This window comes from Bradyrhizobium sp. dw_411, from assembly GCF_018449695.1.
Taxonomy (GTDB): domain Bacteria; phylum Pseudomonadota; class Alphaproteobacteria; order Rhizobiales; family Xanthobacteraceae; genus Bradyrhizobium.
Map to the genome: position 1 here is coordinate 42,612 of NZ_JAAVUY010000022.1, position 22,219 is coordinate 64,830.

At 62.0% G+C, this 22,219-nt stretch carries 20 protein-coding genes; 6 read left to right on the top strand and 14 right to left on the bottom strand.

Annotated features, from left to right (window positions below):
- Positions 1-88 precede the first annotated feature (88 nt).
- The 7 genes from HB676_RS29200 to HB676_RS29230 form a co-directional block, all read right to left on the bottom strand.
- Positions 89-1,045, bottom strand: a complete 957-nt coding sequence (locus tag HB676_RS29200; protein ID WP_213741955.1) for a dihydrodipicolinate synthase family protein — start codon at positions 1,043-1,045, stop codon at positions 89-91.
- Positions 1,046-1,153: 108 nt separating this feature from the next.
- On the bottom strand, positions 1,154-2,032 hold the full coding sequence (locus tag HB676_RS29205) for an SDR family oxidoreductase (protein ID WP_213741956.1): 879 nt from the start codon (positions 2,030-2,032) through the stop codon (positions 1,154-1,156).
- Positions 2,033-2,178: 146 nt separating this feature from the next.
- On the bottom strand, positions 2,179-3,039 hold the full coding sequence (locus HB676_RS29210) for a MaoC/PaaZ C-terminal domain-containing protein (protein ID WP_213741957.1): 861 nt from the start codon (positions 3,037-3,039) through the stop codon (positions 2,179-2,181).
- A gap of 205 nt (positions 3,040-3,244) precedes the next feature.
- Positions 3,245-3,634, bottom strand: a complete 390-nt coding sequence (locus HB676_RS29215; protein ID WP_213741958.1) for an OB-fold domain-containing protein — start codon at positions 3,632-3,634, stop codon at positions 3,245-3,247.
- Positions 3,634-4,782 (bottom strand): thiolase domain-containing protein, encoded by a 1,149-nt coding sequence (locus HB676_RS29220; protein ID WP_213741959.1) that lies wholly within the window; start codon positions 4,780-4,782, stop codon positions 3,634-3,636. The genes HB676_RS29215 and HB676_RS29220 overlap by 1 nt, the downstream gene beginning before the upstream one ends.
- 125 nt (positions 4,783-4,907) lie before the next feature.
- Positions 4,908-7,217, bottom strand: coding sequence for a mechanosensitive ion channel domain-containing protein (locus tag HB676_RS29225; RefSeq protein ID WP_249780529.1), 2,310 nt, complete (start codon positions 7,215-7,217; stop codon positions 4,908-4,910).
- Between the two features lie 672 nt (positions 7,218-7,889).
- Positions 7,890-11,381 carry an indolepyruvate ferredoxin oxidoreductase family protein gene (locus tag HB676_RS29230; RefSeq protein ID WP_213741960.1) on the bottom strand — a complete coding sequence of 1,164 codons (3,492 nt, stop codon included), beginning with the start codon at positions 11,379-11,381 and terminating at the stop codon, positions 7,890-7,892.
- Between the two features lie 266 nt (positions 11,382-11,647).
- On the opposite strand from HB676_RS29230, the gene HB676_RS29235 reads away from it, so the two are divergent.
- Positions 11,648-12,850 carry a cytochrome c gene (locus tag HB676_RS29235; protein WP_213741961.1) on the top strand — a complete coding sequence of 401 codons (1,203 nt, stop codon included), beginning with the start codon at positions 11,648-11,650 and terminating at the stop codon, positions 12,848-12,850.
- A 120-nt stretch (positions 12,851-12,970) separates the two neighbouring features.
- On the opposite strand, the gene HB676_RS29240 is transcribed toward HB676_RS29235, so the two are convergent.
- On the bottom strand, positions 12,971-13,612 hold the full coding sequence (locus HB676_RS29240) for a trimeric intracellular cation channel family protein (RefSeq protein WP_213741962.1): 642 nt from the start codon (positions 13,610-13,612) through the stop codon (positions 12,971-12,973).
- Between the two features lie 181 nt (positions 13,613-13,793).
- Between HB676_RS29240 and HB676_RS29245 the strand changes: the two genes are divergently transcribed.
- Positions 13,794-14,243, top strand: a complete 450-nt coding sequence (locus tag HB676_RS29245) for a hypothetical protein (RefSeq protein WP_213741963.1) — start codon at positions 13,794-13,796, stop codon at positions 14,241-14,243.
- 79 nt (positions 14,244-14,322) lie between these two features.
- Here the strand turns inward: HB676_RS29245 and HB676_RS29250 are convergent, their stop codons facing one another.
- Both HB676_RS29250 and HB676_RS29255 read right to left on the bottom strand, forming a co-directional pair.
- Positions 14,323-15,138 (bottom strand): isocitrate lyase/phosphoenolpyruvate mutase family protein, encoded by an 816-nt coding sequence (locus HB676_RS29250; protein WP_213741964.1) that lies wholly within the window; start codon positions 15,136-15,138, stop codon positions 14,323-14,325.
- A gap of 109 nt (positions 15,139-15,247) precedes the next feature.
- Positions 15,248-15,556, bottom strand: coding sequence for an NIPSNAP family protein (locus tag HB676_RS29255; RefSeq protein ID WP_213741965.1), 309 nt, complete (start codon positions 15,554-15,556; stop codon positions 15,248-15,250).
- 177 nt (positions 15,557-15,733) lie between these two features.
- Between HB676_RS29255 and HB676_RS29260 the strand changes: the two genes are divergently transcribed.
- The gene (locus HB676_RS29260; protein WP_213741966.1) at positions 15,734-16,429 is read left to right on the top strand and encodes a winged helix-turn-helix domain-containing protein; all 696 of its coding nucleotides are present in this window, start codon (positions 15,734-15,736) and stop codon (positions 16,427-16,429) included.
- A 21-nt stretch (positions 16,430-16,450) separates the two neighbouring features.
- Here HB676_RS29260 and HB676_RS34160 read toward each other — a convergent pair whose 3' ends face one another.
- Entirely contained in the window at positions 16,451-16,573 is a 123-nt protein-coding gene (locus HB676_RS34160) for a hypothetical protein (RefSeq protein WP_275944981.1), read from the bottom strand.
- 25 nt (positions 16,574-16,598) lie between these two features.
- Between HB676_RS34160 and HB676_RS29265 the strand changes: the two genes are divergently transcribed.
- Positions 16,599-17,600, top strand: coding sequence for an alpha/beta hydrolase (locus tag HB676_RS29265; RefSeq protein ID WP_213741967.1), 1,002 nt, complete (start codon positions 16,599-16,601; stop codon positions 17,598-17,600).
- Between the two features lie 194 nt (positions 17,601-17,794).
- Here the strand turns inward: HB676_RS29265 and HB676_RS29270 are convergent, their stop codons facing one another.
- From HB676_RS29270 to HB676_RS29280, 3 genes are all read right to left on the bottom strand, one after another.
- A complete protein-coding gene (locus HB676_RS29270) occupies positions 17,795-18,079 on the bottom strand; it encodes a twin-arginine translocation signal domain-containing protein (RefSeq protein WP_213741968.1) in 285 nt (94 codons plus the stop codon).
- A gap of 259 nt (positions 18,080-18,338) precedes the next feature.
- Positions 18,339-18,785: a DUF2214 family protein gene (locus HB676_RS29275; protein WP_213741969.1), complete on the bottom strand. Its 447-nt coding sequence runs from the start codon at positions 18,783-18,785 to the stop codon at positions 18,339-18,341.
- Positions 18,786-18,945: 160 nt separating this feature from the next.
- Positions 18,946-20,478, bottom strand: a complete 1,533-nt coding sequence (locus HB676_RS29280; protein ID WP_213741970.1) for an acyl-CoA carboxylase subunit beta — start codon at positions 20,476-20,478, stop codon at positions 18,946-18,948.
- A 129-nt stretch (positions 20,479-20,607) separates the two neighbouring features.
- Between HB676_RS29280 and HB676_RS29285 the strand changes: the two genes are divergently transcribed.
- A complete protein-coding gene (locus HB676_RS29285) occupies positions 20,608-21,021 on the top strand; it encodes a DUF4260 domain-containing protein (RefSeq protein ID WP_213741971.1) in 414 nt (137 codons plus the stop codon).
- Between the two features lie 213 nt (positions 21,022-21,234).
- Positions 21,235-22,212, top strand: a complete 978-nt coding sequence (locus tag HB676_RS29290) for a dienelactone hydrolase family protein (RefSeq protein ID WP_213742025.1) — start codon at positions 21,235-21,237, stop codon at positions 22,210-22,212.
- Positions 22,213-22,219: the final 7 nt, after the last annotated feature.

Below are 22,219 nucleotides of genomic sequence, written 5' to 3' on the forward strand. Positions count from 1 at the left end.
GCCGCGAAGCGGCGTCTCGAAGGATGAGGACGTAATGGCCTCATGGTTCGAGACGGCGCAAGAGCGCCTCCTCACCATGAGGAGGCTTTTATTCCGCCGCGCTGGCTTGCGGCTGCAGGTTGGCACGTTTGTCGACCCGCGCCACACGCGACAGCAGATATTCCACTTCGGCCTTGGCGGTGGGCGTAATGGTAGCCCCCGGCTTGCGCTGCGCGCTCGAGGCGATGACGCCGCGTTTCTGCAATACATATTTGCGCACCGCGAGGCCCGCGCCGGGCTGCTGTTCATAGCGGATCAGCGGCAGATGCGCGTCGAACAGGTCGTGCGCAGCATCGCGGCGGCCTTCCTTCGACAATCGCACCACGTCGATCAGCAATTCCGGGAAAGCATAGCCGGTCATCGCGCCATCGGCGCCACGTTCCATCTCGAAATCGAGAAACAGCCCGCCATTGCCGGTCAGGATCGACAGCGGCCGCAGCGATCCGTCCTTCTGGAATGCGCGTAGCGCGGAGATCTTCTCCAGGCCCGGCCAGTCCTCATGCTTGAGCATCACGCAGGACGGGCTGTCCATCACGATCTTCCGAATTACCGCAGGCGTAAATACCACCGACAGCGTCAGCGGATAATCCTGCAGCACCCAGGGAATGTCGTCGCCGATTGCCTCAGACGCCTGCTTGAAATAGCCGATGATCTGATCGTCGGTGCGCAGATGCGGCGGCGGGGCGATCATGACCCCTGCGGCGCCGGCGTCCATCGAGGCCCGCGCCAGAGAGCGCATGGTCGCAAATCCCGGCGCCGAGATGCCGACGATGACCTGCATGGTCTTGGCGCGCTTCACGAAGCGGACCGCGACCTGCTCGGCCTCGGCGGCATCGAGCTTCGGCGCCTCGCCGAGGATGCCCAGCACCGTGACGCCGTCGCAGCCGACTTCCGTATAGAAGTCGGTCAGCCGGTCGATGGATTTCTCGTCGATGCGGCCGTCATCATGGAAGGGTGTCGGCGCAATCGCGAAAGTGCCGGCGGCTTTGTGGGTGAGTTTTGTCATTTGTGCCTCTGCTTTTGCTTCGTCATTCCGGGATGGTCCGAAGGACCAGACCCGGAATCTCGAGATTCCGGGCTCGATGCTTCGCATCGCCCCGGAATGACGTTGAGATTAAAACCTTCGTGCGCCCATCTTGATCTCTTCTTCCGAGAAGAAAATCTCATGGGCATGTTCGACTACATCCTGCGCCTTCCATCCCGTATGCGGCGGCTTCCAGCCGGGCTTTTCCATCATCTTCATCTCGCGCACGCCACGCGGGCCAGAGACGCCGAGCGCCTTCCCGGTCTGGTCGCCCGAGAGGTCGCTGACCATGTATAGCACGGCTGGCGCGATGCCATCAGGCCCCAGCGCCGCACCGGGATTCTCGATATAGCGCGGTAAATCGGCGGTCATGCGGGTCAGCGCACCCGGCACGATGGTCCAGATCCGGATGTTATATTTGCGGCCCTCGATCGCCAGCACATTCGACAGGCCCCAGATACCGCCCTTCGCCGCGCCGTAATTGGACTGGCCGAAATTGCCGATCAGGCCCGAGGTCGAGGCGGTATTGACGATGACACCGCCGCCATTCTCGCGCATCCAGCGAAATACCGGCTGGGTGCAGCAGAACGTGCCTTTCAAATGTACCTTCATCACCTTGTCCCAGGCGGCTTCGGTGGCCTTGGCGAAGGTCTGGTCGAGCAGGATTCCGGCATTATTGACCAGAATATCCGCACGGCCGAAATGCTTGATGGCATCGTCGAATACCGACTGACCGCCGTCCATGGTCGAAATGTCAGCGCCGTTGGCCACCGCGCGACCGCCTTCGGCCTTGATCGCATTGACCACGCTTTGCGCCATCGAGACATCCGAACCGCTGCCGTCGCGCGGGCCACCGAGGTCGTTGACCACCACGGCCGCGCCCTCGCGCGCGAACAGCCTGGCATAGGCCTCGCCCAGCCCGCCGCCCGCCCCGGTGATCATCGCCACCTTGCCGTCCAGAAGTCCCATGATGTTTGCCTCCGTCAGTTATCGTCATTCCGGGACAGCCCGCAGGGCTGAACCCGGAATCTCGCGCGGGCCATATCGAGATTCCCCAATGCGCAATTGCGCATCTGAGGTTCGCGCTGGCGCGCGCCCCGGAATGACGGAGAAGATCATCCCAGCACCGTCTTCCCGCTCCTGATCACCGCGACGTTGCGCGCCTTCACCTTGGCTTCAAACGAAATCACATTGCCGTCTTTCCACAGATCCATCGTCACGGTCTCGCCGGGATAGACCGGCGAGGAAAACCGAGCGACGTGCTGGCGAAACGCGCCGGGATCGTAGTCCGCATAGGTCTGCAGGATACCGCGACACGAAATGCCGTAGGTGCACATGCCGTGCAGGATTGGTTTTGGAAAACCGGCGCGTTTGGCGAATTCCGGATCGCTGTGCAGTGGATTGCGGTCGCCGCAGAGGCGATAGACCAGCGCCTGATCCGGCCGCGTCGAAATATCGATCGACTTGTCCGGCGCACGGGTCGGGACCGTATGCGGCTCAGGCTGGCCTTCGGAAGGTCCGCCAAAGCCGCCGTCACCGCGTGCAAAGCGCGAAGCCACCAGCGTCGCCAGTTCCTCGCCCTTCTCGTTACGCAGCACCGTCTTGTGCCGGATCACCGCGCCCTTGTCCTTGCCCTTGTCGAAGACGTCGAGAACGCTGGAATCCGCGGTGATGTGGGCCGCTGTCGACAATGGCCGGTGAAACGTGATGTCGCGCTCGCCGTCCACCACCATCACCCGGTTGAGATTCATTTCGCCAGGCCCCGCACCCCACGCCGCGACAGACGCAAATGTCGGAACCACTTTCAGCGCCCGCGGTGTGGCGGTGGCTTCGTTGACGAAGGCCAGTTCTTTTTCATCCATCGGGTCGGCGCCCATCCCGATGCCATAGGCGTAGAGCATCACCTCGCGATCGGTGTAGGCATATTTCTGGCCGAAATTCTTCAGCGCCAACAGCTCATCGTATTTGATCGGCATGCGAGGTGTTCCTCTCGAACTTCTTCCTTCAACGGTGCCAGTCGCATCGCCTTCTCCCCTTGTGAGAGAGGGCTACACTGACGTCCGAAACAAACTCGATCGGGTGAGGGGGTGGTTCAACCGATAGGTATCTCACCGTTGACAGAGACCCCTCATCCGCCTTCGCTTCGCGAAGGCACCTTCTCCCACAAGGGGAGAAGGGAAACTAAGCCACCGTAAAGAACGGCAGCGGTGCGCCCTCGGTTGGCCTGAACACGACTTTCACCTTCTGGCCGATCTTCAGGCTCGCCATGTCGCAGTCGACGAAATTGGTCTGCAACGACGGACCTTCTTTCAGCGTGACATAACCGATCGCATAAGGCCCGGTGGCGGATTTGCGCATCAGGCTGAAGGTGTAGATCTCGCCCTCGCCCGAGCTTTCCTCCCACACCGTCTTGTCGGAAAAACAGAACGGGCAGATCGAGCGCGGGAAGTAATGCGCCTCGCCGCAGGCGGTGCAGCGCTTGATCAGGAGCTTGCCTTGTTTGGCGGCTTCCCAGAATGGCGTGGTTTCGGGATTGCCCTGCGGCGCCGGGTATTTCTTTGCTTCAGCCATCACACGCGCTCCAGAATGCAGGTCGAGGCGGCGTGGCGAACACCGAGCAATCCACCGGTGCCATGCGCGATCGCCAGATCGCAGTTCGGCACCTGCACTTTCGGATGCGCCTGCCCGCGCAACTGCCGCACCGCTTCGATGATCTTGGTCATGCCGCCGCGATTGACCGGATGATTGCTGCAGAGACCGCCGCCATCGGTGTTGAACGGCAGCTTGCCGACGCCGGAAATCAGATTGCCATCGGCGACGAACTTGCCGCCCTCGCCTTTTTTGCAGAAGCCAAGGTCTTCGAGCTGCATCAACACCGTGATGGTGAAGCTGTCATAGATCGAGGCGTATTTGATATCTTTCGGCGTGACGCCGGCCTCCTCGAACGCGCGCGGTCCCGACCACACCCCGGCCGAGTAAGTCAGGTTGAGATCCTTGCCGCCGCGCGGACCTTTCAACGCTTCGCCATGGCCGATCATGCGCACCAGCGGCTTCTTCAGGCTTTTGGCGATTGCTTCCGTGGTGACGATCAGTCCGCCCCCGCCATCGGTGACGACGCAGCAGTCCATCCGGTGCAGCGGGTCCGAGATCATCGGCGAGTTCAGCACGTCCTCGACGGTGACGACATCGCGCAGCATCGCGTGCTCATTGTATTGCGCGTGATGCGATGCTGCGACCTTGATCCACGCCAGTTGCTCGCTGGTGGTTCCGAACTCATGCATATGACGCATGGCGCACATGCCGTAAACGTTGTGCGTGGTGGCGCCGTAAGCGGCCTCGAAATCCGCCTCGGCGCCGCTGGCGCGCGGCGGCATCGGGCCGGTGCGCGGCTTGCCCGCCAGCGTGATCAGCGCGATCGAACATTTGCCCGCCGCGATCGCCTCGGCGGCATGGCCGAGATGGACCAGATAAGAGCAGCCGCCGGTGTCGGTGGAATCGAAATGGCGCACTTTGAGGCCGAGATAATCGACCATCGCCATCACCCCGCCCGGGGCGTCACCGGCGCAGAAATAGCCGTCGATGTCGGCCTTGGTCAGGCCCGCATCTTCCAGCGCGCCCTTGGCGATTTCGGCATGAAGCTGCGAGGTGGACTTATCCGGCGCGTGCCGGGTCGGATGTTCGTAAATCCCGGCAATATAGGCCTTGCCCTTGATGCTCAAGTCGCTCTCCGCTGACGTTTCTTATACCCAACGGTTTTTGTGGCCTGTCGGCGGGACCTTGGCAAGCACCGAAATATTCCGTCGGACGAGAGGGAAATGGCTCACATCCGCATCGCGCGTTACCGCTAGCCGGCCGCCCGCCGCGGCACCGCATCCGAGGCGGCATCGGCTGGCGCGGGAAGCTGCATCAGAATGGTTTGACCTGTGGATGCGATTTCGATTCCGCGCTCCTGAAACCGCCGTTTCATGCGCCGGTTGAATTCGCGCTGCACCGGCCAGCGACCGCCGTCGGTGCAGCGGATCTGGCCGACGATCGACGCCATCGCGCCGTCCACCTTGTCGACGCCCCACAATTCGAGATCGCCGCGGATGGCCTGGCGATATTCCGGCTCGCGGCGCATTTCAGCGACGATGTCCTTGAGGATCTGGCCTGCGCGGTCGGTGTCCTCCTTGTAGGCAACGTTGACGCTGACGGCGGCATTACCGGCGCCACGGCTGGAATTGGTGATCGTGGTCACGGCGCTGAAGGGAATGATATGCACCGAACCGTCAGCGGCCCGCAGACGCATGGTGCGGATCGACACATTCTCGACGGCGCCTGACAGCCCTGACACCGAGACATTGTCGCCGACCTGAACGGTGTTTTCGAGCAGCAGAAACAGCCCGGTGATCAGGTCCTGCACCAGTTTCTGCGAACCGAAGCCGATGGCGATACCGACGATCCCGGCGCCGGCCAGCAGCGGCGCCACGTTGACGCCGATTTCGCTCAGCGCCGTCAAGCCCACCACCGCAACGATCAGGCACAGCAGCGCGGTACGCAGCATCGGTTGAAAGGTGCGCAGCCGCGCTGCCCGCGCGAAATGACCGTCGCGCGACAATGAATTGAGCTGGCGATCCATCAAGGCGTTGCTCGCCTCCCAGATCACCGCCGCCGCGAGCGCGGCAATGGCGATGGTCACGACCGCCGACAGCAATCGGCTGCCGATCTGGCCGCCGTAAAACCAGACGATGGCGTCCACTCCCCAGACCTCGAGCAACGCAACAAAGCCGATGACGGCAATGATGGCGGTGACAATTCTGCGCAGCAGCGGCAGATAGCGATTGGCGCGGGTCTCCAACCCGGGAAAGCGCTGCTGGATCTCCGGACTGATGGTGAAACCGCGATCGATCAGGCTCAGCACCACAATGATGGCGAGACGCGTGATCAGCGCGACCACGATGGTGCCGACAAAATACTGCAGCAGCAGCGAGTAACCATTGTGGATATTTAGCGCCCACACCGCCCACAGCGCGAGAACCAGGGCAATCGCCAGATAGTGCCACAGGCCGGCGAAGCGATTACGCAGCCTGGCCGCCGCGCCTTCCCGGCCAACGGGCGCACGAATGGCCTCGGCGACCTGACGGCGGCACTGCAGGATGATGACGACGACAAAGAGATGCACGATCAGCATCACGAGATGAAGGATCGTCCAATAGCCGGTGTGATGCAGGCCCAGCAGCAGCGCGACATTCGCAAAGGCGATGCCTGACACACCGACGGTGACGATCCGTCGCGCCCAGATCTCGATATAGGCCGCCGTCTCGGCGCGAACGCGAAACAGACCGACCGGCGCCGCCAGCGCCCGCGCGACACAGATCAGCCCGCGCGACAGCGCATAAGCATTCACGACCGCGAGAATCACCAGCCTGATCGTGGCGATGTCGCCGATGTCGGTACCCAACAACGCCGTCGCGACACCGAGGAAGACGACTACCGGCAGCAGTTCCAGCGCGAGACGACCCAGCACCAATGGCAGCCGGACCAGCAATTGCCAGGTGCGCGCCAGACTGAGACGCCGCTGGCGCAATTCGGGTGCCGCGCTCACGTCGGCCGCGGAGGATGGCGGATCGGCGATGGCCAGCGCCTGTGCCGGGCCAGCCATTGCGTGCGGAAGACGCGCCTCCAGTAGCGCCACCGGCCGCTGGATGGCGCGGAAAATCAGCCATTCGGCGGCAAAGGCGCAACCGAACACCAATGCCAGTTTCCAGGCGATATCGAACAACTGATCATAGGCCGTGGGGTCGTTGGCGGTTCGCACGATCCAGTAATAGAACGCCTTAAAATGCGTCAGCGTTCGCGCCATATCGGCGATCTCGTGCGAGATCTCGCCGACCTGCCCGGACGCCGTGAGCAGGAGTTGTGCGCCAAGGCTGTCCGCCGTGAGCGGGATCGCGGATGGCGGTGCGGGCGTTGGGACGGGCGGAGCGGTTTGCGGCTGTGGCGCGGCATTGGCGATTGCGCGCAGCGTATCGATCATCTGCGCACGCTTGGTGTCGTCCACAAGCGTATCGAGCGCCCGCTTCGCCTGATCCGGCGTCAGCACATCGGCGCTGTTCGCGGCCGGAACCGCATTGGACACAGCGCCGGTCTGGGCAACAGCCGGAAAAGTAAACAGCGCGCAGGCGAGCAGGATCGTTGGGATGAATTTTTGCAACACCGGGCCCCTCTTCGAATTTCCACGATCGTCAAACTGGAACCGGTCCGCCTTCGCGCATGAATCACGCCGGATCGGCCCTTTTCGCCGTGATCGTGTGTCGAAAGTTTGCTGGTGCAACGGCGTTCTCTTGGCATTTGCCGCAATCAAAAATGCCGCGGCAATTTGACGATCCCAGCCGCTCGCGGACGATCCATTCGGGAAACGGGTGGAGAGAGCCATCTCGTGGCTGTCTAGTGCGAGCATCAAACGCGGCCGGCTTCGCTTCGCGAAAGCCGCTGCGCACTAACGGAGAGAGCCCGATGTCAGAAGATAACAAGACTATCGTCAGCCGCTGGTTCCGGGAATTTTGGGGCAATCCCTGGAATCCGAGAATCGTCAATGAACTTTGCACCGCGGACGTTGGGTCTTATTCGATTGCCCGAACTGGAAGCGGCGCAGCCCGGCGGGAAGTTGCCGCCCGGGTGGAATAACATGCCGAAACCGGCTTCGCAGCCTTCGTAGGGTGGGCAAAGCCAACGGGTCGCGCGTACGCGCGCCCGATGACAGGCGCCGCGTGCCCACCATGGTGGAGCAGATAAAAATGGTGGGCACGGCGCAAACGCGCCTTTGCCCACCCTACGAGACCGATGATTACTCCGCCGCGATCTGCCGTGGCGCGGGTGGCGGGTTGGCGAGGTCGGCGGCCAATTGCGCGTAGCGCGCCTTGGCGTCGTGGACCGACTTCTCCTTCACCGGACCGTAGCCGCGAATGCGATCCGGCAGCGACAATAGTTCGATCGCTGTATCCAATGTCAGCGGCGAGAGCACGCCGAGCACGGCGGCAACGTCCTTTTCGTAGCCCGCGATCAGATCGCGCTCCAGCCGGCGGTCCAGGCTGTAGCCGAAAATATCAAACCCGGTGCCGCGCAGGCCTCGCATGCCGGCGAGCAGCTTGAACAGCGGCATCATCCACGCGCCGAAGGCGCGCTTGCGCGGACGGCCCAGCGCGTCGGTGCTGCCGCCCAGCAGCGGCGGCGCGAGATTGAAGCTGATCTTGAAGTCGCCGTCGAACTGGTCGCGCAACTGCTTTTCGAAGCGGCCATCGGTATAGAGCCGCGCCACTTCGTACTCGTCCTTGTAAGCCAAAAGCTTGGCGTAATTGATCGCGACCGCGCGCGGCAATTCGTCGCCAAAGCCGCCATTGAGCGCGGCGTTGCGCACCTGCGTCACCGCATTGCGATAACGCGCGGCGAGTGCCGCGTTCTGGTAATCGGTCAGCAGCGCGCTGCGATGCTCGATAATCTCATCCAGCGACATCGCATCTTGCGTCTTCGGCGCGACGCTCGCATCCTGGCCCTTCATCATCGCGGCGATCCGCGCCGGATCGGCGGCGGCCAGACGACCCAGCTGAAACGCCTGGGTGTTCATCTTGATGCCGACGCCGTTGATCTCGATCGCCTGCTCGATCGAAGCTGCTGTGAGCGGCAGCAATCCCTTCTGATAGGCATAGCCCATCATCATCATGTTGGTGGCGATGGAATCACCCAGCAGCATTTCCGCGGGCTTGGTGAAGTCGAAAAACGAAGAATCCTTGCGCAGCGCGGTTTCCAGCACGGCGTTTACCTTGCCACTCTGGAAATTGAAATCGCGGTTCATGATGAAATCCGCGATCGGAATGAGATGCGTGTTGATGACGCCATGGGTGCGGCCGGATTCGCACAGCGTGATGGTCTCCTTGGCCACTGCGACCACTTCGTCGGCGGCGATCACGAGATCGGCGGTACCCGTCACGATCCGCGAACAGGTGACGTCGGCGGTGTGTTCGGAGAGCCGGACATGGCTCAGCACCGCGCCGCCTTTTTGCGCCAGCCCCGACATATCCAGGATCATGCTGGCCTTGCCTTCGATATGCGCGGCCATGCCGAGCAATGCGCCGATCGTCAGCACGCCGGTGCCGCCGACGCCGCCGACCGCGACATTGTAGGGCCGATCGAGCGTGGGCTTTGAGGCCGGTTCAGGCAGATCGCCGATATTGCCGAGATCGGGCGGCGCGCGGCGGCGCAATTTGCCGCCATCGACTGTGACAAAGGACGGGCAAAAACCCTTCAGGCAGGAATAGTCCTTGTTGCATGAGGACTGATTGATGGTGCGCTTGCGCCCGAGTTCAGTCTCAAGCGGCTCGACCGAGATGCAATTGGATTGCACCGAACAATCGCCGCAGCCTTCGCATACCGCGGGATTGATCAGCACGCGGCGCTGCGGATCCTCCATGGTGCCCCGCTTGCGGCGGCGGCGCTTTTCGGCGGCGCAGGTCTGCACGAACACGATGGCGGAAGCGCCCTTGACCAGGCGCAGCGTCTTCATGACCGCATCGAGTTCGTCGCGATGCGCGGTCTTGGTGCCCGGTGCAATCTCGGAGGCCGGATAGGCGTCGGGATTTTCCGAGACGAGGTAGATATCGCGGATGCCCTCCGCGTGAAGCTGGAAGGTGATCTGCTGCGGCGAGAGATCGCCATCGACATGCTGGCCGCCGGTCATCGCGGTCGCGTCATTGTACAGGATCTTGTAGGTGATGTTGGCCTTGGAGGCGATTGCCTGCCGGATCGCGAGACTGCCGGAGTGGAAGTACGTGCCGTCGCCGAGATTGGCGAACACGTGCTGCTCGTTGGTAAAGGGCGCGACACCGACCCAGGGCACGCCCTCGCCGCCCATATGGGTGAAGGTTTCGGTGCTGCGGTCCATCCACAGCGCCATGAAATGGCAACCAATGCCGGCGAAGGCGCGGCTGCCCTCGGGCACCTTGGTGGATGTGTTGTGCGGACAGCCCGAGCAGAAATACGGCGTGCGGGTGATCGGCGCCACCGCCTGCATCTGACTGGCCTGACGGCCGTTGAACCAGTCGGCCTTGGCGCGCAGCATCGCGGCGATTTCGGGATTGAGATTGAGCCGCAGCAGCCGCTCGGTCAACGAACTCGCCAGCGAAGCGACGCTGAGTTCTTCGGCGAACGGAAGAAAGCGCTTGTCGTGCTCGTCCATCTTGCCGACGATGCGCGGGCGGACATCGTCACGCCAGTTGAACAATTCCTGCTTGACCTGATTTTCGACGATCTCGCGGCGCTCTTCGATGATGAAAATCTCTTCGAGGCCGACGGCGAATTCGCGCACCCCCTGCGGCTCCAGCGGCCAGGGCATGCCGATCTTGTACAGTCTAAGCCCGATCTTGGCGGCGACCTCGGGCGTCACGCCCAGTTCACGCAGCGCCTGCCGGATATCCTCGTAGCTCTTGCCCGACGCCATGATGCCGAACCGCGCGTTCGGCGAATCCATGGTGATGCGGTTGACCTTGTTGGCGCGCGCAAAAGCGATCGCGGCAAAGCCCTTGTAGTCCTGCAGCCGGCGATCCTGATCGTAACGGTCATCGGGCCAGCGCAGATTGAGTCCACCGGGCGGCAGTTCGAAATCGGAGGGGATGATGAAAGGCTTCATTTCATCGGAGAGATCGATCTCCGCCGTGGTCTCCACGGTCTCGGTGATCACCTTCATGCCGACCCAGCATCCGGAATAGCGCGACATCGCTATTCCCAACAGACCCATCTCGATCATTTCATGGATGCTGGAAGGGTAGAGATAAGGCATCAGCGCGGAGATAAAGGCGTGGTCCGATTGATGCGGCACGGTAGAGGATTTCGCGCCGTGATCGTCGCCGGCGAGGCACAGCACGCCGCCATTCTTGGCCGAGCCCGCGGCATTGCCGTGGCGAAATACGTCGCCGCAGCGATCAACGCCAGGGCCCTTGCCGTACCAGATGCCAACCACGCCATCGTGCTTGGCGCCGGGCGACAGGTTAAGCTGCTGCGAGCCCCAGATCGCGGTCGCCGCGAGGTCTTCATTCACGCCGGGCTGGAATTTGATGTTGTATTGTTCGAGGTGCTTTCGCGCTGCAACCAGTTGCTGGTCATAGCCGCCGAGCGGCGATCCCCGGTATCCCGTCACGAAGCCCGCGGTATTGAGACCGGCGGCGCGGTCGCGGCGGATTTGCGCCATCGGCAGGCGAACCAGCGCCTGAATACCCGTTAGAAAGACGTGGCCGGAGCCTTGGGTGTATTTCTGGTCGAGACTGATCGGACCCTGGTTGATTCCCATTCCACCCTCTTAAACCTTTGGCGCCCTGTGGGCTGCCCCGGCCTTTTTAGCTAGTTATCCAAGCCCGTTAGAGCCAGTCTATGTCGGTTTTCGCGGCCAGCGCACCACAATTCTGGCCAACCGGGCCTGCCTGCCGAAAATCGCAATTTCGTGCCGGGAATAACCCGCTCCCAATCTGGTTTGTGTCGCAGCGAAGCGGTATCGCGCAACGACATAACAACCCTATAATGCCGCAGATGCTGAATTGGCTCCGGAAGAGATCACCGATGCCTGCGATTCTCAGATCCCTGATTTTGTGCAGTGCGCTCACCTGTGGCGCCGCGTGGGCCGAGCCATCGGCCGAGACCATCGCCCACGGCAAAGCGCTCGTCGAAGCCGGCGACTGCGCGAGTTGCCACACGGCTGACCCGCAAAAGCCGTTCGCCGGGGGGAAGCGAATCGATACGCCGTTCGGCGCGATCTATTCGCCGAACCTGACGCCCGACAAAAACACCGGGATCGGATTTTGGAGCGATCAGGATTTTCTGCGTGCTTTACGTTTGGGCGTGGCGCCCGACGGCTCGAATTACTATCCGGCCTTCCCCTATCCGAATTTCACCAAGCTGACGCGCGACGATATTTTCGCGATCCGCGCTTACCTCAACACGCTGACGCCGTTCGCCAACAAGGCGCCGCCGCCGGCGCTGCGCTTTCCCTTGAATTTTCGCATCGTGATGCGCGGCTGGAATTACCTGTTCTTCCGGCCGGGCATTTTCGAGCCGGATCAAGAGAAGAGCGCGGAATGGAATCGCGGCGGCTACCTTGTCGAAGGCGCCGCGCATTGCGGTGCCTGCCACACGCCGAAGAACATTTTTGGCGCCGACAAGCGCGGCCAGAAATTCGGTGGCGGCCTGGTCGGCGGCTGGTTCGCGCCGCGGCTCGACAGCGCCGAACGAAGTGGCCTGAAATCGTGGAGCGCTGGCGATATCGTCGAATATCTGCAGAGCGGCCGCAACGGCCGCAGCCATGCCGATGGGCTGATGGCCGAAGTGGTCGTCAACTCGACGTCGAAGATGAGCGACAAGGATATCAGGGCAATCGCGACTTATCTGAAGGACCTTCCGCCCGGCGCGCCCGAGCCCGCGGTAACCGCGCCACCGGCGGCGCAAATGACGGACGGCGAAAAACTGTACAAAGGCGCCTGCATTGCCTGCCATGAGGTCGATGGGACCGGCGCGCCTCGCATCTATCCGCCGCTGCCGGGCAATGCGAATTTGCAATCGGCCGATCCCACCAGCACGCTGCGCATCATTCTCGACGGTGCGGAAACCGTGACGACGCCGCGCGCCCCCAACACCGGATCGATGCCGCCGTATGCCGCGAAATGGTCGGATCAGGAGATCGCCGATGTCACGACCTATATCCGAAATAGCTGGGGCAACGTCGCGCCGGCTGTGACCGCGGCGCAGGTAAAGGGAGCGAGGCGATAAACTCTGTCATTCCGGGGCGATGCGCAGCATCGAACCCGGAATCTCGAGATTGAGGGTCACATCCTCGAGATTCCGGGTTCGCGCTCCGCGCGCCCCGGAATGACGGCTTGATGCAATTCTCTACCTTCTCTCATCATTGAACACGAACTTCGGCATCTCCCACTTGTAGCGGATCGCCAGCAGGCGAAACGACAAGCCGAAGACAAACGTCAGCGCGGTCCAGATTTCGTCGTTCACCTTCAGGCCGAACGCGGTCGCGTAAAACAATCCCGTGACCGCGGAGACGCTGGCATAGAGTTCGGAGCGAAACAGCAGCGGCACGTCGTTGCAGAGAATGTCGCGCAGCACACCGCCCGCGCAGCCCGTGATCATCCCCGACACGATCACGATCGGCAGCGATTCATTCATCTGCCAGGCAATGTCGCAGCCCGCCATCGTGAACACCACGAGACCAATCGCATCGAGCACGAGGAATGCGAGATTCAACCGGTGCACCACGCGCGCGATCAGAATGGTCACGAATGCCGCAACCGCTGTCAGCGCGAGGTAGGACGGGTTCGCCACCCACAGCAGCGGATAATGTCCGAGCAGGACATCGCGGATGGTGCCGCCGCCGAGCGCGGTGATGCAGCCCAACAGACAGACGCCGACCCAGTCCATGCTGCGCCGTCCTGCCGCCAGCGCCGCCGTCATCGCCTGGGCAGCGAACGCCACCATCGACAGCAGGTGCAACACGGTATCGCTCGGAGGCAGGCTCCACATCGCAACCTCGCGGGATCGATTCTTGAACAGATTGGATTCTTGAATGGAACTTACGTCGCGGGTTCCACTCTGAACAGGTTGAAAACCCGCGCGCAGCGGTTGTCCAGTTCAGAAAGAGGGGCGGTTCCCGGAACCGTCGCTGTCATCAGCGGTTGTGTTTGACGCAACGGAGGAACCCGTCATGGCCAACGAACGCATTCCAAACGATCCCTATCGCGCTTCAAACCCTGCCGACGACCCCTATCGTACCAATCGCCGCGACGATGAGATGAGCGATCCGGCGCGGCTCGACAACGAATTGCAGATGGATCCCGAACTTGCCGAGGGTCCCGCCGGCAGCGGCAGGATTGCCCTGTTCGCGGTCGGTATCGCCTTGGTACTGGGCGCGGCGTTTTATGGCCTGAACAGTTCCTCGATCAATCAGGCCAGTACGGCTCCGCCCGCGACAACAGCCCAGAACGCGCCGGCGACCTCGCCGCCCGCGGCACCTCCGGGCATGCGTGACGTCACGCCGCGCGCGAATAATGAGCCGGGCATGACGACGGGTTCGGCGTCGAACGCCAGACCCTTGACCCCCGCCGACCCCAAGGCGCCGCCTCCGGCACAGGCTCCGTCTGGCAGAACTCAGTAACGGTTGAGACGCCTCATCCAAGGCCATCAATTCGATGAACGGCGCTGCGGGCATCGCTTTCCGCAGCGCCGTACGCATGTCAGCCGAACATTTTGTTCAAATCGCCACCGGGATAGCCACTGGCGAGTTCCGTGAACGTCCCCTGCTCGGCAATCTCGCGCGCCGCGCGCATGAAACCGGCCCAGGCGGTGCGTGCCAGCGAACCGCCGACGCTGATCCGGCGCACGCCGAGATCCGCCGCTTGCGCCACGGAAAGACCGGACGCGCCGATCAAAAGATTGACGGGCTTGGGATGCACGGCCTTCACGACCGCCGAGATTTGCTCCTTGGTCTTGATGCCCGGCGCATAGAGACAATCCGCCCCCGCCTCCGAATAGGCGCGCAACCGATCGATCACCATGTCGAGGTCGGGTCGCCCGACCAGAAAACCCTCGCAACGCCCGGTCAGCAAGACGCCGCTGTGGTCGGCATCGATGGCGGCACGCGCGGCCTTGATGCGCTCGATGGCGAAATCACGTTCGTAGAGCGGATTGGCCGCGTCCCCCGTGGAATCCTCGATCGACAGACCGGCCACGCCGGTCCCGACGGCGCGCGCGACGTTGGCGGCGACTTTCTCGGGCTTGTGCGCAAAGCCGCCTTCGAAATCGGCGTTGACGGGCAGATCGACCGCGCCGCACAGCGCCGTCAGATGGTCGCAGACATCGTCGAGCGTGACGCGATTGTCGGATTTGCCGATCGACCATGCAAAACCGGCGCTGGTCGACGCGAGCGCCTTGAAGCCTATCTGCTGCAGCGCCTTGGCGCTGCCGATATCCCAGGGATTGGGCAGCGCGAAGCATCCGGCCTCGTGCATCTTGCGAAAGGTCGCGCGCTTGTCGGCGGTTGTGGTCGGCATGATCTGTTCTCCTTGTGACGGCTTCTTGTTTTTAAACCTGATGAATCCTGAGAATAGCGATGCGCGCCATCCCACGCCAGCGCCGGGATCGACACGATGCTGTCACACACTATGCCGCCACCTGGCGCAGGAACGTCCGCTCTTCCGCCAGGATGAACCTGTTTTCTTCCGCGAAATTGAAATTGGCCATGCTCTCGCTGTCGGTGCGAAGCCGCGCGCGATAGTTTTCATAGGCCGCGAGGCTGTCGAAAGATATCAGCGCGGACGCGATATTGTTGGTGCCCTCATGCGGCATCCAGTAGCCGATGAGATCGCCGCCGCAGCGGGGAATGATGGTCAGCCAGCGCCTGGCATATTCCTCGAACATCGCGCGCTTGAACGGATCGAGCTGGTAACGGATGAAAACGGTGATGGTCATGAAAACCTCCTGTTTGTGCCGTGCCAAAGCTCTGCCGTCATTGCGAGCGAAGCGAAGCAATCCATCTTGCCACCTAAAGAAAGAATGGATTGCTTCGTCGCTGCGCTCTCGCAATGACGAGCCCTTATCCAAGACTAGTCTCTTGCCCGACTTTAATGCTTCGTCTATGATCGAACTATGAAAGCAGGTCCCGATATCGCCATGGTCGCTTCATTGGTCGGCGACCCCGCCCGCGCCAACATGCTGACGGCGCTGATGACCGGGCGCGCGCTGACCGCGAGCGAGCTCGCGCACCAGGCCGGCATCACGCCGCAGACCGCGAGTTCGCATCTGGCGAAGCTCGAGACCGGCGGCCTGATCGAGCAGGAAAAACAAGGCCGCCATCGTTACTACCGCCTCACCGATCCCGATGTCGCCGGCGTGCTCGAAGGTCTTGCGGGCCTCGCCGCCCGCGCCGGTCACATGCGCGTGCGCACCGGGCCAAAGGATCCGGCGCTGCGCCGAGCGCGGGTTTGCTACGATCATCTGGCCGGCGATCTCGGCGTGCAGATGCTCGACAGCATGAAGCGGCAAAAACTGATCCGCCAGAACAAGCAGAACATCGAACTGACCGCCGAGGGCCAGCGTTTCATGGCGAGTTCCCTGCAGATAACGGCCGAGACGCTCAACCATCCGCGCCGCCCGGTGTGCAAGGCCTGCCTCGACTGGAGCGAACGGCGCCATCATCTGGCCGGCACGCTCGGCGCGGCCCTGATGACGCGCTTCACCGAACTGAAATGGGCCGCCCGCGACGCAACTCCCGGCAGCCGAGTCGTCAATTTCAGCCGCACCGGCGAGAAACGATTTGCAGCGCTGTTTGGGGATGACGAATAGCAGCGCCTGAGCGAATATTGCTTATTCGCTGTCGTGCAACCCTGTCGTCATCACTAAATTGTCGTCATGCCCGGGCTTGACCCGGCCATCCACGCCTTTATGCCCGTCGGGAAGGACGTGGATGCCCGGGACAAACCCGGGCATGACGGAATTTTTCTCGGGAGCCCACATGAACCGCGCTTTCCTTCACTTGGCCGCCGCTGCCCTCCTCACACTGCCATTGCTCCCCGCCCACGCCGCGGAGCGCGAACCCTACGGCATCGGCCTTGAGGGTTTCGCCTATCCCTACCCCGTCAGCCTGCTGCCGCTGGTCAATGACGGCGAGCAGGTCCGGATGGCCTATATGGATGTGGCGCCGGCACAGCCGAACGGCCGCACAGTGGTGCTGCTGCACGGCCGTAATTTCCCGGCCAGCTATTGGGCGCCGGTCATCAAGACCTTGAATGATTCCGGCTACCGCGTGGTGGTGCCGGACCAGATCGGCTTCGGCAAATCCTCAAAACCCGCAGGCGAACTGCATTTCGACACGCTGGCACGCAATACGATTGCGCTGCTCGATCATCTGCAGATCGCCAAATTCGATATCGTCGCGCATTCGATGGGCGGCATGCTCGGTGTGCGCATCACGCGGGCTTACCCTGAGCGTGTTCCGCGCCTGCTGCTGATCGCGCCGATCGGCCTCGAAGACTACCGGCTCTACGTGCCGCCGACCCCGACCGAGAAAATCATCGAAAACGAAGACAAGCTGACCGCGGACGGTTACCGCAAGCAGCTCGAGGTCAACTACTCGCTCAAACTGCCGCCGGACCAGGTGACGCCGTTCATCGAATCCCGCTTCAACATCAAGGGCGCCGCCGACTATCCACGCTGGCTGCGCGCCTTTGTCAGCTCAGGACAGATGATCTACCGCGAGCCTGTCGTGCACGAAATTCCGCTGATCGCGCAGCCGACATTGTTCATCATGGGCGCCGACGATCACAACGCCCCAGGCCGCCCGAACGCGCCGGAGGCGCTGCGGCCGAAGATGGGCCAGAACGCCGACCTCGCGGTGGCGCTGGCGGCCAAGATGCCGAATGCGCATGCCGAGGTGATCCCGAATACCGGACATCTGGTGTTCCTCGAAGCGCGGCAGAAATTCGATGAACTGATGCTGAGCTTTTTGGCGAAGTGATTTCACGCCTAACGCATCTTGAGAATAGCCGAGGTGCGGCGGCAACGGAGGTAGGCTCCCTCTCCCCTTGTGGGAGAGGGTTGGGGTGAGGGGTTCAGGTCCATCGACGAGCATAACCCCTCACCCGAATTGCATCTAACGATGCAATTCGACCTCTCCCACAAGGGGAGAGGTGAAGTGAGATCACCGGCGGCTTACCAATAATGGCGGCGGTGCCAACGCCGGTGCCAGTGGCGATGCCAGCCCCAGTGACGGCGGTGCCAATGATGCCAGCGATGGTGCCAACGCACCTGCTCCGGCTTCAGATGGTCGACATCATCCTGCGAAACCACGGCGGGTTCGGCGCCCTCGCGATGCGGCGGCACCAGGCCCGTTTCCGCCGAAATCGGCGGCAGCGGCGCTGCCTGCGCGGTGGCGGCAAGCGCGCCTGCACCTGCAACAAATCCAAAGGTGAGTTTCAGAAAGTCGCGGCGCTCCATAACGTCTCCCTCGTTTGCGGTGAGTCATGGAGGAAGTTTCGTCGCGGCAAGATGAATGGGTGCTGAACCCGGCCGTTCATCAACCTCGCTGTCGTCCCTGCGAACGCAGGGACCCCAGCGTGAGCGCCGTTTGCGCTCATCGCGACTCCGTGCAGAATTAATTAGAAAAGAAAGACGTCACACGCCGTACATAACCTTGCGGCCGCGGAGTATGGGTCCCGGCCCAAGGCCGGGACGAGCCACTATTAACGTGCCAAACCTAAACCCACCCACCGCGCGCCATGATCGCCGCACATAACAGAATGATGACGATCGCGAGAAGCTCGCTATGGATCACCATCGTCACCTGCTTCAACTTTTGCGCGCTGATCACAGGCACCTGCCCCGCCTTCAGCGCCCCACGCCACGACAGGAATTCCATCGTCGGAATAATCGACAGCAAGCCGATGACGATAAAGAGCGTGAGCTTTAAGTGAAACGCGTGGCTGTGCAGATAATAATCCGCGCCCTTCTCAAAGAAGAACACCCGCAACAGCCCGACCACCAGCAGCGCCCCCGCCGCGATGCCGAGCACGAGGTCCGTCACCTGCAGCCGCCGTGCCGATGCCAGCGTCAATTCCTGCTTGATCAGCATGAACTCGATCGCCACCGCCGACACCAGCGTGAAGGCGCAGAGGTGATGGAGAAAGGCGAACAGCGTGGACATGGGCGCTCCGTCTCACTGGAAAATCGTAGGGTGGGTTAGGCGACTTGTCCGCCGTAGCTCAAAGAGCGAAGGCGGAAGCCGTAACCCACCGCGATGAACTCCGAAAGCAATGGTGGGTTACGCTGCGCTAACCCACCCTACGCATACGCGATAGCTCTCCTCACAACGGCAAATTGTCGTGCTTCTTCATCGGCATTTCGACATGCTTATCCCTTAGCATCGCGAGCGCTCTTGCAATCCGCCGCCGTGTCGAATGCGGCATGATGACGTCGTCGATGTAGCCGCGTTCGGCGGCGATGAAAGGCGACAGGAACCGGTCTTCATATTCCTTGGTGCGTGCGGCGATTGCATCGGTGTCGCCGATGTCGCTGCGGAAGATGATTTCGACCGCGCCCTTGGCGCCCATCACCGCAATCTGCGCGGTCGGCCAGGCGTAGTTCATGTCGGCGCCGATTTCTTTGGACGCCATCACGTCGAACGCGCCGCCATAGGCCTTGCGCGTGATGACTGTCACCAGCGGCACCGTGCATTGCGAATAGGCGAATAATAATTTGGCGCCGTGCTTGATCAGGCCGCCATATTCCTGTGCGGTGCCCGGCAGAAAACCCGGCACGTCGACAAACGTCACGATCGGAATATTGAAGGCATCGCAGAAACGCACAAAGCGCGCGGCCTTGCGCGAGGCATCGCTGTCGAGCACGCCAGCCAGCACCATCGGCTGGTTGGCGACAAACCCCACCGTGCGTCCGGCGATGCGGCCGAAACCCGTGACGATGTTCTTGGCAAAGGTTTCGGATATCTCGAAGAAGTCGCCCTCGTCCACGATTTTGAGGATCAGCTCCTTCATGTCGTAGGGCTTGTTCGGATTGTCGGGGATCAGCGTATCCAGCGACATGTCCACGCGCTCGATGTCATCGAAGCTCGGCCATTCCGGCACGCCGTCGGTGTTGTTGGAGGGCAGGAAATCGATCAGCCGGCGCATCTGCAGCAGCGTCTCGACGTCGTTCTCGAATGCGCCGTCCGCAATCGAGGAGCGCGTCGCATGCACCGAGGCGCCGCCGAGCTCTTCGGCGGTGACCACTTCATTGGTAACGGTCTTCACCACGTCCGGGCCGGTGACGAACATGTAGCTCGTGTTCTTCACCATGAAGATGAAGTCGGTCATGGCAGGCGAATAGACGTCGCCGCCGGCGCAGGGACCCATGATGACGGAAATCTGCGGGATCACGCCCGATGCAATGACGTTGCGGCGAAACACATAGGAATAGCCTGCGAGTGCGGCGACACCTTCCTGGATGCGCGCGCCGCCGGCATCGTAAAGCCCGATGATCGGCGCCCGCGCCTTCATCGCCATGTCCTGGATCTTGACGATTTTCTGCGCATGGGTTTCCGACAGCGAGCCGCCGAACACCGTAAAATCCTTGGCGAACACAAAGGTCTTGCGGCCATTGACGGTGCCCCAGCCGGTGACGACGCCGTCGCCGGGCACCTTGGACTTTTCCATGCCGAATTCGACCGAACGATGCTCGACGAACATATCGAACTCTTCAAAACTGCCCTTGTCGAGCAGCAGCTCGATGCGCTCACGCGCGGTCAGCTTGCCCCGGGCGTGCTGCGCCTCAATGCGCTTCTCGCCGCCGCCGAGCTTGGCACCCGCGCGCCGGTCCTCAAGGGTATCCAGGATATCTTTCATGCGTGCATTCCCACTGGTTTGCAGCGGTTCTAACACGGCATTTTGCCGGCGGGAAACGCCTTCCCGGCCTCTGGTATACGTGTCCCATGCAGGATATATCCGGGTCCGCAACCCCGAGGGTTCTTGGTCATGGCCGATACCGCGAGCACAGATACGGGCACCGTGACCGGAGGATTGCGAACGCTGCTCCGCCTCGAAGGGCTGACGCTGTTTGCGGGCATGACGCTGCTGTACGCGGTCTGGGGCGGATCGTGGTGGGTCTATGCGCTGGTGTTTTTCGTGCCGGATGTGAGCTTTGCGGCCTATCTGGCCGGGCCTCGATTTGGCGCCATCGTCTATAATGCGGCGCACAGCTACATGGCGCCGATGGCCCTGATGACGACGGGATTCGCGACGAATTCACCGCTGACCTTGTCGATCGCGATGATCTGGCTGGCGCATATTGGTTTCGACCGCGCGCTCGGCTATGGCCTGAAATACAGCGCCGGATTTGGCTTCACCCATCTCGGCCGCATCGGCAAGGACGCGGCCAAAACGGTTTAGCAAACCGTTCGTCCAGCCCGATTTGACAGCTCAACGCCTGCTTGTTCTATAGCGTTTTCGAGCGAAGTGGGTACCGGTTCGCGTAAAGAAAACGCGTCAAAACAAAAGACTGGAGCCCGGTTCTGATTGAATCAGACCGACAAGGCTCTAGTCGCGCACAACGCCGCGATAAAACAAGGGGGATGATGCATGCCGACGGGAATGCGTGCCGTGATGGCGGCCTGGATCGTAGGCGCCGGGCTCCTTTTGACCGGCATCGAGACCAACGCGCAATCGCTGCCGAAGGAAGCCGCCGCCCGCGTCGAGATCCATGCGATCCCGACACTGACGCTGTCGGACCAACAATTCCTGACCGGCGATGCCAACGGCAAGCCCGCGACGGTCGCCGGCGAATTTCGCATCGCGCAAGGCAATGGGCGGCTTCCGGTCGTGGTGCTGATGCATGGATCGAGCGGCGTCGGCGCCGCGATGGAACCGTGGGTGCATCATTTCAACGCGATGGGAATTTCGACCTTCGTGATCGATGGCTTTACCGGCCGCGGGCTGACCGTGGTCGGCCCCAACCAGGCCCTGCTCGGCCGGCTCAATCTGATCGTCGATACCTATCGCGCGCTCGATATTCTCAGCCACCATCCGCGTGTCGATCCAGAGCGCATCGTGCTGATGGGATTTTCGCGCGGCGGACAGGCCACACTCTATGCCAGCCTCGATCGTTTCAACAAGCTCTGGAATAAATCCGGCGCGCAATTCGCCGGTTATATTCCGTTCTACCCGGATTGCTCGACCACCTACGCAACCGACACCGAGGTCGCCGCTCGCCCGATCCGGATCTTTCACGGCACGCCCGATGATTACAACCCGGTGGCAAGCTGCAAGGCCTATGTCGCGCGGCTGCAGGAGGCCAAGCGCGACGTGGTGCTGACGGAATATCCGGATTCACAGCACGCCTTCGATGCCGGCCTGCTCGGCGTCTCCACCACCACCGTTTCCGCCAACGCCCAGACCGCACGCAATTGCCACATCAAAGAAGGCGAAGGCGGCGTGTTGATGAATGCGGATACGCAAAAACCGTTCGGCTACAGCGACGCCTGCATCGAACTCAACCCGCATGTCGGCGGCAATCCGGCGACCGCGGAGCAGGCGCAGAAGGCGGTGAGCGAGTTTTTGAAGGTGGTGTTCAGGTTGGGGTGAGCGGTAG

Coding starts and splice junctions, on each gene's coding strand:
- HB676_RS29210 (WP_213741957.1), bottom strand. CDS start 3,039: ATGCCGATCAAATACGATGAGCTGTTGGCGCTGAAGAATTTCGGCCAG.
- HB676_RS29260 (WP_213741966.1), top strand. CDS start 15,734: ATGAAAGCAGGTCCCGATATCGCCATGGTCGCTTCATTGGTCGGCGAC.
- HB676_RS29280 (WP_213741970.1), bottom strand. CDS start 20,478: ATGAAAGATATCCTGGATACCCTTGAGGACCGGCGCGCGGGTGCCAAG.
- HB676_RS29245 (WP_213741963.1), top strand. CDS start 13,794: ATGGCCAACGAACGCATTCCAAACGATCCCTATCGCGCTTCAAACCCT.
- HB676_RS29255 (WP_213741965.1), bottom strand. CDS start 15,556: ATGACCATCACCGTTTTCATCCGTTACCAGCTCGATCCGTTCAAGCGC.
- HB676_RS29240 (WP_213741962.1), bottom strand. CDS start 13,612: ATGTGGAGCCTGCCTCCGAGCGATACCGTGTTGCACCTGCTGTCGATG.
- HB676_RS29275 (WP_213741969.1), bottom strand. CDS start 18,785: ATGTCCACGCTGTTCGCCTTTCTCCATCACCTCTGCGCCTTCACGCTG.
- HB676_RS29235 (WP_213741961.1), top strand. CDS start 11,648: ATGCCTGCGATTCTCAGATCCCTGATTTTGTGCAGTGCGCTCACCTGT.
- HB676_RS29285 (WP_213741971.1), top strand. CDS start 20,608: ATGGCCGATACCGCGAGCACAGATACGGGCACCGTGACCGGAGGATTG.
- HB676_RS29265 (WP_213741967.1), top strand. CDS start 16,599: ATGAACCGCGCTTTCCTTCACTTGGCCGCCGCTGCCCTCCTCACACTG.
- HB676_RS29200 (WP_213741955.1), bottom strand. CDS start 1,045: ATGACAAAACTCACCCACAAAGCCGCCGGCACTTTCGCGATTGCGCCG.
- HB676_RS29270 (WP_213741968.1), bottom strand. CDS start 18,079: ATGGAGCGCCGCGACTTTCTGAAACTCACCTTTGGATTTGTTGCAGGT.
- HB676_RS29290 (WP_213742025.1), top strand. CDS start 21,235: ATGGCGGCCTGGATCGTAGGCGCCGGGCTCCTTTTGACCGGCATCGAG.
- HB676_RS29215 (WP_213741958.1), bottom strand. CDS start 3,634: ATGGCTGAAGCAAAGAAATACCCGGCGCCGCAGGGCAATCCCGAAACC.
- HB676_RS29205 (WP_213741956.1), bottom strand. CDS start 2,032: ATGGGACTTCTGGACGGCAAGGTGGCGATGATCACCGGGGCGGGCGGC.
- HB676_RS29230 (WP_213741960.1), bottom strand. CDS start 11,381: ATGGGAATCAACCAGGGTCCGATCAGTCTCGACCAGAAATACACCCAA.
- HB676_RS29250 (WP_213741964.1), bottom strand. CDS start 15,138: ATGCCGACCACAACCGCCGACAAGCGCGCGACCTTTCGCAAGATGCAC.
- HB676_RS34160 (WP_275944981.1), bottom strand. CDS start 16,573: ATGCCCGGGTTTGTCCCGGGCATCCACGTCCTTCCCGACGGGCATAAA.